13 protein-coding genes are annotated in these 11,925 nt (G+C 66.9%); 11 read left to right on the top strand and 2 right to left on the bottom strand.

What is annotated here, in order from left to right; genetic code table 11:
* Positions 1 to 44 precede the first annotated feature (44 nt).
* Complete coding sequence (gene hflX / locus J2X42_RS14380) at positions 45 to 1,613, top strand: GTPase HflX (RefSeq protein WP_310166237.1); 1,569 nt, start codon at positions 45 to 47, stop codon at positions 1,611 to 1,613.
* A complete protein-coding gene (locus J2X42_RS14375; RefSeq protein WP_310166234.1) occupies positions 1,606 to 3,663 on the top strand; it encodes an ATP-dependent DNA helicase in 2,058 nt (685 codons plus the stop codon). Before hflX ends, J2X42_RS14375 begins: the two co-directional genes overlap by 8 nt.
* 90 nt (positions 3,664 to 3,753) lie before the next feature.
* Here J2X42_RS14375 and lexA read toward each other — a convergent pair whose 3' ends face one another.
* Positions 3,754 to 4,503: a transcriptional repressor LexA gene (gene lexA, locus J2X42_RS14370; RefSeq protein ID WP_310166232.1), complete on the bottom strand. Its 750-nt coding sequence runs from the start codon at positions 4,501 to 4,503 to the stop codon at positions 3,754 to 3,756.
* Positions 4,504 to 4,840: 337 nt separating this feature from the next.
* Between lexA and J2X42_RS14365 the strand changes: the two genes are divergently transcribed.
* The 8 genes from J2X42_RS14365 to J2X42_RS14330 all read left to right on the top strand — a co-directional run bounded on the left by J2X42_RS14365 (position 4,841) and on the right by J2X42_RS14330 (position 11,090).
* Positions 4,841 to 5,251, top strand: a complete 411-nt coding sequence (locus J2X42_RS14365; protein WP_310166231.1) for a LysM peptidoglycan-binding domain-containing protein — start codon at positions 4,841 to 4,843, stop codon at positions 5,249 to 5,251.
* A gap of 73 nt (positions 5,252 to 5,324) precedes the next feature.
* Positions 5,325 to 6,443 (top strand): histidinol-phosphate transaminase, encoded by a 1,119-nt coding sequence (locus tag J2X42_RS14360; protein WP_310166230.1) that lies wholly within the window; start codon positions 5,325 to 5,327, stop codon positions 6,441 to 6,443.
* A 62-nt stretch (positions 6,444 to 6,505) separates the two neighbouring features.
* Positions 6,506 to 7,132: an imidazoleglycerol-phosphate dehydratase HisB gene (hisB, locus tag J2X42_RS14355; RefSeq protein ID WP_131132443.1), complete on the top strand. Its 627-nt coding sequence runs from the start codon at positions 6,506 to 6,508 to the stop codon at positions 7,130 to 7,132.
* Positions 7,129 to 7,863: an imidazole glycerol phosphate synthase subunit HisH gene (gene hisH / locus J2X42_RS14350; protein ID WP_310166229.1), complete on the top strand. Its 735-nt coding sequence runs from the start codon at positions 7,129 to 7,131 to the stop codon at positions 7,861 to 7,863. The genes hisB and hisH overlap by 4 nt, the downstream gene beginning before the upstream one ends.
* Positions 7,864 to 8,022: a hypothetical protein gene (locus J2X42_RS14345; RefSeq protein WP_310166227.1), complete on the top strand. Its 159-nt coding sequence runs from the start codon at positions 7,864 to 7,866 to the stop codon at positions 8,020 to 8,022.
* 54 nt (positions 8,023 to 8,076) lie between these two features.
* Positions 8,077 to 8,823, top strand: a complete 747-nt coding sequence (gene priA / locus J2X42_RS14340; RefSeq protein WP_310166225.1) for a bifunctional 1-(5-phosphoribosyl)-5-((5-phosphoribosylamino)methylideneamino)imidazole-4-carboxamide isomerase/phosphoribosylanthranilate isomerase PriA — start codon at positions 8,077 to 8,079, stop codon at positions 8,821 to 8,823.
* 21 nt (positions 8,824 to 8,844) lie between these two features.
* On the top strand, positions 8,845 to 9,741 hold the full coding sequence (locus tag J2X42_RS14335; RefSeq protein ID WP_310166222.1) for an SseB family protein: 897 nt from the start codon (positions 8,845 to 8,847) through the stop codon (positions 9,739 to 9,741).
* Between the two features lie 56 nt (positions 9,742 to 9,797).
* Positions 9,798 to 11,090: an MFS transporter gene (locus tag J2X42_RS14330; protein ID WP_310166220.1), complete on the top strand. Its 1,293-nt coding sequence runs from the start codon at positions 9,798 to 9,800 to the stop codon at positions 11,088 to 11,090.
* Between the two features lie 83 nt (positions 11,091 to 11,173).
* Here the strand turns inward: J2X42_RS14330 and J2X42_RS14325 are convergent, their stop codons facing one another.
* Positions 11,174 to 11,560 (bottom strand): DUF1844 domain-containing protein, encoded by a 387-nt coding sequence (locus J2X42_RS14325; protein WP_310166219.1) that lies wholly within the window; start codon positions 11,558 to 11,560, stop codon positions 11,174 to 11,176.
* 10 nt (positions 11,561 to 11,570) lie between these two features.
* On the opposite strand from J2X42_RS14325, the gene J2X42_RS14320 reads away from it, so the two are divergent.
* Positions 11,571 to 11,903 carry a hypothetical protein gene (locus J2X42_RS14320; RefSeq protein ID WP_310166217.1) on the top strand — a complete coding sequence of 111 codons (333 nt, stop codon included), beginning with the start codon at positions 11,571 to 11,573 and terminating at the stop codon, positions 11,901 to 11,903.
* Positions 11,904 to 11,925 lie beyond the last annotated feature (22 nt).

The following is an 11,925-nucleotide window of genomic DNA, read 5'->3' as shown; positions in this document are numbered from 1 at the left end:
GCAATCGGCACTATTCTGGAAATGCCGAATCTTCAAAGGAGACCATGACCAGCCAGCCCAACACCGGATCCGATCCAGCAGCCCAGGATATGAGCCCGGAGGAAATCCAAGCTGTCATCGACCGGATTCTCTCCAAGGATGTTCCGGCAAAACGCGGCGCCGCCGCTGAAGGCGACGGCAGGGCGGTGTTCGGCAAAGCCCAGGCAATTTCCCGCCTCGACGAAGAGCACAGCGCCTTCGACGGCGACCAGCAGGACCTCGAAGAGCGCAGGGCGCTCCGTCGTACCGCCGGCCTGTCCACGGAACTCGAAGACGTTACCGAAGTCGAATACCGGCAGTTGCGCCTGGAACGCGTGGTGCTTGCCGGCCTCTGGGCCGAAGGAACGCTCGCCGACGCCGAAAACTCACTGCGTGAGCTCGCCGCCCTGGCAGAGACTGCCGGTTCGGAAGTCCTGGACGGCATGGTGCAGCGCAGGGCAAAACCGGACCCAGGCACGTTCCTCGGGTCCGGCAAGGCCCAGGAGCTCAAGGAAATCGTGATGTCCACCGGTGCGGACACCGTGGTGGTGGACGCCGAGTTGGCGCCTTCCCAGCGGCGCGGCCTGGAGGACATCGTTAAGGTCAAGGTCATCGACCGCACGGCCCTGATCCTGGACATCTTCGCCCAGCACGCCAAGAGCCGCGAGGGCAAAGCCCAGGTGGAACTGGCCCAGCTCGAATACCTCCTGCCGCGCCTGCGCGGCTGGGGCGAGTCGATGTCCCGCCAGGCCGGTGGCCAGGTGGGCGGCGCCGGCGCCGGCATGGGTTCCCGTGGCCCCGGTGAGACCAAGATCGAACTGGACCGCCGCCGGATCCGGACGCGGATGGCCAAGCTGCGGCGCGAGATCGCCGCGATGAAGCCTGCGCGGGAAACGAAGCGGGCCAACCGCCGTCGTAATTCCGTGCCGTCCGTTGCCATCGCCGGGTACACCAACGCCGGGAAATCGTCGCTGCTGAACCGGCTGACCGACGCCGGCGTGCTGGTGGAGAACGCCCTGTTCGCCACCCTGGACCCCACCGTGCGCAAGGCAGAGACCGCGGATGGCCTGGGCTACACCCTGGCTGACACCGTGGGCTTCGTCCGTTCCCTTCCCACCCAGCTGGTGGAGGCCTTCCGCTCCACGCTGGAGGAAGTGGCGGACGCCGACCTCATCCTCCATGTGGTGGATGTTTCGCATCCGGATCCCGAAGGACAGATCGCCGCAGTCCGCAAGGTGTTCAGCGAAGTGGACGCCCGCAAGGTGCAGGAAATCATCGTCCTGAACAAGGTGGACGCCGCGGATCCGTTTGTGGTCGAACGCCTCAAACAGCGCGAGCCCCGCCACGTGGTGGTGTCGGCCCGGACCGGTGAGGGGATCGCCGAGCTGCTCCGCGAAATCAGCAGCTCCATCCCGCGGCCCAGCGTCAAGCTTGAGCTCCTCATCCCGTACAACCGCGGCGACGTGATCAGCAAGCTGCACAACACCGACGCCGAAATCCTGAGCCTTGACCATGGCGAGGACGGAACACGGGCCGTGGTGATGGTCCGGGAAGGCCTCGCGGCGGAACTGGAATCATTCGTCAGCAATGACTGAAACAGTGGCAAGTGAGTCCTCGGGTACGGCCGGCGAGCAGTTCGTCATTGAACTGCTCGACCGTGCCGTGGCCGGGATGGGCGGGCAAAGCCGCAGCGGACAGCACGAGATGGCCAGGCAGGTGGCCCGGGCCATCGAAACCGGCGACCACCTGCTGGTCCAGGCCGGCACCGGAACCGGAAAGTCGCTGGCTTACCTGATCCCGCTCATTGCGCATTCGCTCGTGAGCAACAAGCCCACCCTGGTTTCCACTGCCACCCTCGCCCTGCAGACGCAGATTGTGGGCCGGGACCTGCCGCGCCTGCTGAAAACCATCACCCCGGCCCTGGACCGCCCCGTGAAGGTGGCGCTGGTCAAAGGCCGCTCCAACTACGTGTGCCGGCACAAGCTTGAGGGCGGATTCCCCTCCGAGGAACCCGCCGAAGGGCAGCTGTTTTCCCTCGGCGAGGACACCAGCGTGCCGCACTTCGCCGCCGCGCTGGGGGGACCGTCCTCGCAGCTGGGCAAGGAAGTGGTGCGCCTGCGCGAATGGGCGCAAAAAACGGCCACTGGCGACCGCGATGAACTCCTTCCCGGCGTCACGGACCGGGCCTGGCGCCAGGTCTCCGTCACCTCGATGGAATGCCTGGGGGCACAGAAGTGCCCGATGGCGGCCGAATGCTTCAGCGAGCTGGCCCGCCAGGACGCCGCCGACGCCGACGTTGTGGTCACCAACCATGCCATGCTCGCCGTCAGTGCCTTCGAGGGCCTGGCCGTCCTGCCTGAATACGACGTTGTGGTGGTGGATGAGGCCCACGAACTCCAGGACCGGGTGACCGGGGCCGTATCCGGGCAGCTGTCCGTCGCCATGGTCCATGCCGCGGCGTCCGGCGCGCGGAAGCACACAGCCATCACGGTCGACGCCCTCAACGCCGCCGCTGCCAACCTGGAACTCGCCCTCGCCGGGGTGCCCAACGGGCTGCTTCCCAACGGACTCAACGACGAACAGCTGGACTGCATGGACCAACTGCGGGACGCCTGCCGGGCTGCCCTTTCCGACTCCAAGGGAGACAGCAGCCAAACCGCGGACGGCGGGCGCCAGCTCGCCCGCTCCCGCCTGATGCTCATCCTCGAACTCTGCGAACGGCTCATCGCGGCCCGTGAAAACCGGGAGGTGGTGTGGTTCTCCCGCGCCAGCACCTTCGATCCTCAGCAGGGCTACGCGCAGCCCGACGACGCCTCACCGGCGCTGATAAACATCGCGCCCCTCAGTGTCGCGGGAAGGCTGCGGGAGGGCCTGTTCGAAGGCCACACCGTGGTACTCACCTCGGCCACGCTGGCCATCGGCTCGGCGTTTGAACCGGCCGCCGGCGGACTGGGCCTCGTGGGCCAGGGCGCCCCGAGCTGGACCGGCATCGATGTCGGTTCCCCCTTTGACTACCCGAAGCAGGGGATCCTGTACGTTGCCGGACACCTGCCCAAGCCAGGCCGCGGAGTGTCGCCGGAAGCGCTGGAGGAACTCGAGGCGCTGATCAGGGCCTCCGGCGGCGGTGCACTGTGCCTGTTCTCCTCGCGCCGCGCCGCGGAAGAGGCAGCCGAGGCCCTGCGGCCCCGGCTGGGACTGAGCATCCTCTGCCAGGGCGACTCGACGATGACCGCGCTCGTCAAGCAGTTCGCCGACGAGCCTGACACCTGCCTCTTCGGCACCATGTCGCTGTGGCAGGGTGTGGACGTTCCTGGCGGCTCGTGCCGCCTGGTGGTGATTGACCGCATCCCGTTCCCGCGGCCGGACGACCCCCTGATGACCGCCCGCTCCAGGGCCGTGGCCCAGGCCGGCGGGAACGGCTTTATGTCGGTCTCCGCCACCCACGCCGCCATCCGGCTGGCACAGGGCGCCGGCCGGCTGATCCGGTCCACGGGCGACAAGGGCGTGGTGGCGGTGCTTGATTCGCGGCTGGCCACGGAGCGCTACGCCGGCTTCCTGCGGGGCGCGCTGCCGCCCTTCTGGCCCACCACGGACCGGAAGATCGCGTTCGCTGCCCTTGAGCGGCTGGCCAAGGAGCACACCTGAGTTAACTGCAGGGAGTTAAATGCAAAAGATCAGCTGGGACCGCCCCTCGCGGCGGGCCCGGCTGATCTATTTTTGCGGTAACTGACGGGCCTAGAGCGAGCGCAGGACCGAAACAACCTTGCCCATGATGGTGGCGTGGTCGCCAAGGATGGGTTCGTATTGGGTGTTCTGCGGCAGGAGCCACGTGTGGCCGTCCCGCTGGCGGAACGTCTTGACGGTCGCTTCGTCGTCCAGGAGAGCCGCAACGATGTCACCGTTGACGGCGTCAGCCTGGCGCCGCACCACCACCCAGTCGCCATCGCAGATTGCCGCGTCCACCATGGAGTCTCCGGCCACTTTGAGCATAAAGAGCTCGCCCTGCCCCACCAGCTGGCGCGGCAGGGGCATAACGTCCTCCACGACCTGGTCCGCGAGGATGGGCCCGCCGGCCGCGATCCGGCCCACCAGCGGGACCATGGCAGTGTCCATGGCGGTGGGCAACTCAGTCACTTTGCCCCCGCTGATGCCGCGCAGGGCAGCCGGCGCGGCTGAACCTGCGGCTTTGGATGTCCCGCCGTCCAGCGTCAGCGGCATCAGGACCTCCATGGCCCGTGGCCGCTTGGGATCCCGGCGAAGGTAGCCCAGCTTTTCCAGCTGCGAGAGCTGGTGGGTCACGCTGGACAGGCTGGCCAGGCCCACGGTGTCACCGATTTCACGCATGGACGGGGGATACCCGTTGTCATTGACCGAGCGCTGGATGGTTTCCAGGATCTTCTTTTGCCGGGCAGTCAGCCCTTTGGGAGTCCTTTGGGGCTGCTGACCCCGCTGGGTCGCCCTGCCGCCCGCGGCTGCTGCTGCCATGTTTGCCAATGCCTTTCCGTTGCCCCGGAGCCTTCCGGCCGCGGGTGCCGGGAGTCTCCGGCATTGATTGTCAGACCCTGCTGATCAACTACAGAGGTGGTTGATCTTTGGTTCAAACGTAGGCCAGCCACAACCCTTTTTCAAACATTTGTTCTAGCGAGTCTCGACAATGTTCGTTGATAAGTGCTAAAACAGAAGAAGCAAAGTTCGAACATGTGTTCTATTCGCTTCCCGCGGTATTCGAATATTCGAAACGGCAGGGCCAGCCCGCCGAGGCAGGCAGGCGGGCGGAAAGAACACTCCGGGCAGCACAGCATGGTCCAGGAGGGCTCATTTCATGTCAGCTTTTTCAGCATCGCAGGACTCCCGTCCGCAGTTCGTCTCGGTCCAGCACCTCACAGCAGTGCCCGATGTGCTGGTCCGCAAGGAACCGCTGCCGCCCCTTCGCCTGACGCGGCGCGGCCGGGTGGTCCTGATCGGCATTCCCCTGGTCCTGCTCGCGGCGATGCTCTTCCTGCTTGCGGGATTCCTGAACGCACCTGCCAAGGCCGCCGACTCCGCTGCGGACCTCTCGCTCACGCCGACGGTCTCAGTAACTGTGCAGCCCGGTCAGTCGCTCTGGGGGATCGCCGCCGCGGTGTCCCCGGAGCGGGATCCCCGGGATGTGATAGCGGACATCGTCCAGCTCAACAACCTCACGGCCGGAACGGTGCTGCCCGGCCAGCAACTGTTTGTACCTGCAAAGTAGCCCTGCAGGTTGTCAATGGCAGCCGGGAACCGTCACATTTTCGGGGTCCGCGCTTCGGCACTAAACTGTTCAGGTGAATGACCAGCTAGAGCGTCTGAACCGCCTTCCCCTCCGGACCAACCTTCGTGGCCTGTCCCCGTACGGGGCTCCGCAGCTCGATGTTCCCATCCTGCTGAACGTCAACGAAAACACCCATGGTGTTCCTGCGGACGTCCGGGCGGCTATCAGCGCGGCAGTCACCGAGGCCGCGGCGGGTCTGAACCGGTACCCGGACCGGGAGTTCTCAGAGCTTCGCGACGCGTTGGCGGAGTTCCTCGGCCACGGACTGGACGCGTCGAACATCTGGGCAGCCAACGGTTCCAACGAAGTGCTGCAGCAGATCCTCCAGGCCTTCGGCGGGCCGGGCCGGACGGCTCTTGGCTTCCCTCCCACGTACTCCATGTACCCGCTGCTGGCCAGCGGTACGGACACTGAATACATTGCTGGACAGCGTGAGGCAGACTACGGACTGAGCGCCGAATCGGCAGGCCGCCAGGTCAAGGAGCTCCAGCCCAACGTTGTCTTCCTCAGCTCACCCAACAACCCCACCGGAACAGGACTGGGCCTGGATGTGGTGGAAGCCGTGTACGCCGCCGGCGAAGCCAGCCAGACCATCGTGATCGTGGACGAGGCCTATCACGAGTTTGCCCACGACGGCACACCCAGCGCCCTGACGCTCCTGCCGGGCCGGGAACGCCTCATTGTCACCCGGACCATGAGCAAGGCGTTTGCCCTGGCCGGGGCCCGGCTGGGCTACATGGCCGCCGCTCCCGAAGTCACGGACGCCCTGCGGCTGGTCCGGCTCCCGTACCACCTCTCCGCCGTCACCCAGGCCACCGCCCTGGCCGCCCTGCAGCACCGCGAGGCGCTGATGGCGGACGTCGAGGACATCAAGGTCCAGCGCGACCGGATCGTTTCCGAACTGACCCGCCTGGGCCTCTCGCCCGCCGCGTCGGACTCCAACTTCGTCTTCTTCGGCGGACTGGACCGGTCCCACGACGTCTGGCAGCAACTGCTGGACGCCGGCGTGCTGATCAGGGACGTCGGCATCCCGGGCCACCTGCGGGTCACCGCCGGCACTGAGACTGAAACCACAGCCTTCCTCACTGCCCTGGAAGCCATCCTGGCCGGCCAGGCAAAGCTGCCCGCCTAAACTTGACCATAGCCGCGCCGCGCGCGCGGGACTTCCTCCTTCTCCGCAAAGGACATATGACCATGAGTTCCACCGGATCCAGCACTGCCGCGACCCGCACCGCACGCATGGAGCGTGCCACCAGCGAATCGTCAGTGCTTGTGGAGATCAACCTCGACGGAACCGGTGTCTCAAACATCGACACGTCCGTCCCGTTCTATGACCACATGCTCACGGCGCTGTGCAAGCACTCGCTCATTGACATGACGGTGAAGGCCACCGGTGACACCCACATCGACGTCCACCACACCGTGGAGGACGTTGCCATCACTTTCGGGGAAGTCCTGCGGACGGCCCTCGGCAACAAAGCCGGGATCCGCCGCTTCGGCGAAGCGACGGTTCCGCTGGACGAGGCACTGGCCCACGCGGTGGTGGATGTCTCAGGCCGGCCCTACCTGGTCCACGGCGGCGAGCCCGCCGGACAGGAATACCACCTGATCGGAGGCCACTTCACCGGGTCGCTGACGCGGCACGTCTTTGAGGCGATCACGCTGCACGCAGGCATCTGCCTGCACATGAACGTCATCGCCGGCCGGGATCCGCACCACATCGTGGAGGCACAGTTCAAGGCATTCGCCCGCGCACTGCGCGCAGCCGTGGAGCCGGACCCGCGCGTTGAAGGAATTCCGTCCACCAAGGGTGCCCTGTGAGTGGCCAGATCCTGCGCGACGGCGCTGTGATCGACCCGGCGGCCCTGAAGAAGCCGGAATCGCCGGAGGGCAAGCCCACGGTCACCGTCCTCGACTACGGGTCCGGGAACGTCCGCTCCGCAGTGCGTGCGCTGGAGCGGGCAGGCGCCGAGGTCATCCTCAGTTCCAGGCCCGAGGACGTCCTGAACGCCGACGGCCTGGTCGTGCCGGGCGTGGGAGCATTCGAAACGGTGATGCGCGAACTCAAGGCCGTGGACGGCATCCGCCTCATCGGCCGGCGGGTCGCCGGCGGACGCCCCGTGCTGGGCATCTGCGTGGGGCTGCAGGTCCTGTTTGAGGCCGGTGTGGAACACGGCACCGAGGCTGAAGGCATGGGGGAGTGGCCCGGAAAGGTGGAGCTCCTCCCGGCCGAGGTAGTGCCGCACATGGGCTGGAACACGGTTAAGGTCCCGGAGGGGTCCAAGCTGTTCGAGGGCGTCGAGGGCGAGCGTTTCTACTTTGTGCACTCCTACGGCGTCCAGGAATGGAATTTCGACGTTGTGCAGCCGAGGATGGCTCCGCCCTTGGTCACGTGGTCCGAGCACGGTGCGCCGTTCATCGCCGCCGTGGAGAACGGCCCGCTCTGCGCCACCCAGTTCCACCCGGAAAAATCCGGCGACGCCGGAGCCCGGCTCCTCCGCAACTGGGTGGATGCCCTGCGGAAGCCGGCGGCCGCGGACGGCAACGCGTAGATGTGGTCAATAGTCCTGATGGGGCTCGCCGGCCTTCTGGTCGGCGGCGCCCTGTCCTTCCGGCAGCAGCAACGGCCGCTCTGGACCCAATTAGGCTTCTACGTCCTGGCCGGCATGTCGCTGCTGGCTGCCTCCCTCCTGACGTTTTCCGGAAGCTAGCCTGCACCGGCGCTCCCGCCCCCACCAGCCGCACAACTACCTGAGGATTTTGAGATGACTACCGCAAACGATCTGCCGGTCCTTGAACTGCTGCCCGCCGTCGACGTCGTGAACGGCCAGGCCGTCCGGCTGGTCCAGGGCGAAGCCGGCAGCGAAACCAGCTACGGTACACCGCTGGAGGCTGCCCTTAACTGGCAGCAGCAGGGCGCCGAATGGGTGCACCTGGTGGACCTCGACGCCGCGTTCGGCCGCGGTTCCAACTCGGAACTGCTCCGCGAAGTCGTGGGCCGCCTGGACATCAAGGTGGAGCTCTCTGGCGGACTCCGGGACGATGAGTCCCTTGAAGCCGCACTGGACCTCGGCGTGGCACGCGTGAACCTGGGCACCGCTGCCTTGGAGAACCCCGAGTGGACAGCACGCGCAATCGACCGCTTTGGCGACAAGATCGCCGTCGGACTCGACGTCCGTGGAACCACGCTGGCAGGCCGGGGCTGGACCAAGGAGGGCGGCGACCTCTGGGAGGTACTCGGCCGGCTCGAAGAGGCCGGCTGCGCCCGGTATGTTGTCACCGACGTCACCAAGGACGGAACCCTGCAGGGGCCCAACGTTGAACTGCTGCGCCAGATGGTGGAGAAGACCGGAAAGCCCGTCGTGGCCTCCGGCGGCATCTCCAGCCTCGATGACCTCAAGGTGCTCCGCTCGCTGGTGCCGCTGGGCGTCGAAGGTGCCATCGTGGGCAAGGCGCTCTACGCCGGAGCCTTTACGCTGCCCGAGGCCCTCGACGTCGCCGGCCGCCGCTAGGCCCGCCGGACCCGCTGACCGATGGAACACAACGGCAGTGCACACGGTCACGACGGTGCGCCGGCGCCGCGCCACCTGCCCGGCCACATCGCCGCAGCCCTCGCCGGGGCCGGCGGGCCCACGGACTCGGCAGGCCGGCCGTGGCAGGGCCGCAGCCTGGCCGGGGACGACGGGAAGATCCACAACTTTGAGGACGACGACGGCACGGCCGACGCCGGATACCTCGCCGCTGTCTCGGCACTCCGGAACGGAAGAGGTGACGAGGCCGCTGTCATAGCCTCGCTGGCCACGGCCCGGGTTTTCATCCCGATCATCGCGCAGCTGGCGGAGGAATCCGAGGGCCATGACGGCCTGGTTTCGGACAAGCAGGCGGACATGGCGCTGGTGATGCTGAAGGCAGCCGACGGCAGGACCGCGATGCCCGCCTTCACCTCGGCCCAGGCGCTTGCCAGCTGGCATCCCGACGCGCGGCCGGTGGCCGTCTATGCCGCCCGGGCCGCCCTCTCCGCCGTGTCGGAGCAGGCAGAACTCCTGGTGCTTGATCCCGGCTCCGAGGTCACCTTTGTGGTCCGGCGGCCCGGTTTGTGGGCTCTGGCGCAGCAGCAGACCTGGGTGCCCTCGTACCTGGACGGGGAGGTGGCCGGCACCATCTCGGAGGCAGCTGCCGCGTTCCCCGCGGTCCGGAACATCGGGCTCCTCCCGGGCGCCGGCGTCACCACCACGACAGCGAACGGCGAAACGATGGCCGGCGGCGGCGCCGGACCCGAGTTGCAGGTGGTGCTCTACCTCGAGGACGGCCTTGATGCAGCCGCAGTCCAGGACCTGGTGGCCGGGCTCCAGGCCGCCTGGTCGCGGAATGTATTGTTTGGGGAGCGCGTTGACTCGATCGAAATCAAGTTGAGGCGCGCTGTTCAATAGCTGACGGTCAGCGGGGAGATCCCTCGGGCTGCCCGCGGCAGACCAAAGGATTTTCCGTGAACTTCGCTTTATACCGGGAGCTGCTCGCCGTCCGGCCGATCAGGCGGCTGCTGCTGGTGGGCATGATTGCCCGCATCCCGCACTCCGCTGCCGGGGTCCTGCTGACCCTGCACATCGTCCTTACGCTGGACAAGGGCTACGCGGCCGCAGGTGCCGCCGCCGCCGTCATGACCATCGGCATTGCCCTGGGTGCGCCGTGGCGCGGCCGGCGCGTGGACACCGTTGGCCTGCGCAGGGCCCTCATCCCGTCGGTGGTGTCCGAAACCGTCATTTGGACGGCAGTGCCGCACGTAACCTACGAATGGCTGCTGCCGCTGGTCTTCATCGGCGGTCTGCTGACCCTCCCCATCTTCAGCGTGGTCCGCCAGTCCCTCGGTGTCCTGGCTGACGGTGACCAGCGGCGCACCGCCTTTGCCCTGGACGCCATCACCACCGAGATGGTGTTCATGATCGGCCCGGCCGCCGGAGCCGTCGTAGCCACCAGCGGCTACTCGGTCCTGGGGCTGACCATCGTGGGAGTGTCCACCTCGCTGGCCGGACTGTTCCTGATGTGGTTCAACCCGCCCACCCGCAGCGCCACACAAACCCAGGAATGCGAGGCGGACCAGCGCCACGCGGCGGAAGTGGCAGTGGTCTCGGCCGCGCCCGCCCACCTCCAGGAAGCGGCGGCGGAACTCGTGCCCGCGGGAGCGCATGGCGGATCCGGTATCCGGGGCAAGGTGGCCCACAACTTCGCGTGGTTCACGGCCACTGTGGCGGCCGTCTTCGCGGTCGCCGCGGGCGCGGGCATGGTGCTCAGCGGAACCGACGTGGGCATCGTCGCCGCGCTGGAAACGGGCGGGCACCAGGGCGAAATCGGCATCGTATTCCTCTTCTGGTGTGCCGCGTCGGTGATTGGCGGCCTCATCTACGGCGCCATGCACCGCCCGGTCTCGCCCATCATCCTGCTGCTGGGAATGGCAGCCCTGACCATCCCGATGGGCTTCGCGCACGACACCTGGTCGCTGGCGCTCGTCTCGGTCCTGCCCGGCCTCCTCTGCGCGCCCGTACTGTCGGCCGCGTCCGAAAAGGTGGCAGACCTCGTGGCTGAGGACCGCCGCGGTGAGGCGATGGGCTGGTACGGCTCCGCGCTGACCGGCGGCGTGGCACTCGGGGCTCCGCTCGCCGGAGTCTTCATCGACGTCGTGGGATCCTCCGGCGGCTTTGTCTCCGTCGGCGTCGCCGGCGTAGCGCTGTGCCTCGTGGGACTGGTGCTGCAGCAGCGCCGCCGCAGCCGCACCGCCGCCTGACACCCGGGGGACATAACGACGGCGGGCGGACCGCCATGGTCCGCCCGCCGCCGTCGTGGTTTATATCAGTTAGCTGTGCCGGCTCAGTTGACCGCGCCGGTGTACTTCTCGCCCGGGCCCTTGCCCGGGGCGTCGGGGATGATCGACTCTTCGCGGAAGGCGAGCTGCAGCGAACGCAGGCCGTCGCGCAAAGGCCCGGCGTGCTGGGACCCGATCTCGGGCGCAGCGGCGGTGACCAGCCCGGCGAGTGCGGTGATGAGCTTCCGGGCCTCGTCCAGGTCCTTGAGTTCCTCGGCGTTGTCCTCGGCAGCGAGGCCAAGTTTTACCGCTGCTGCGCTCATGAGGTGGACTGCCGCGGTGGTGATGACCTCGATGGCCGGTACCTCGGAGATGTCGCGGATTTGCTGGGCGACGTCCCCCTGGGCGTCGGCAGCCTGGTAAACGTGTGAATTACTGTCTGGGGTGCTCATACTGGTAAGCTTGTCACAGACCGACTGGATGTCGTTATTTGTTATGGATGATCCCCACCGGCGCTGGGATGCGCTGGGCGGGTATTTTTTCTGTAGAATGGCACCCAGTTTGCAAGCGGAGTCCTCTCCCACCCGCGTCAGCCGTTTTCCTACCGGAAGCAATTCCCAAGGAAGCAAGGTTGCCGGGTATCTGGTCGGGCATTACCCAGCTTTTGCGGGGATGATGCGTGCAGCCTCCGCGGGGGCCGGCACATCCGATCTTCGAGGCCTTCGATTGCTCCGGCAATTGGGGGCCTTCTCTATTTTGCCGGTGGAATACCCACAACAATCACAGGAGCTTTAACATTAGCGAGCCAAGAATCAAT

Source organism: Arthrobacter sp. BE255, from assembly GCF_031457335.1.
Classification (GTDB): Bacteria; Actinomycetota; Actinomycetes; order Actinomycetales; family Micrococcaceae; genus Arthrobacter.
The sequence above is the reverse complement of the archived record's forward strand: the minus strand, read 5'-3'. Positions and strand labels throughout refer to the sequence as shown.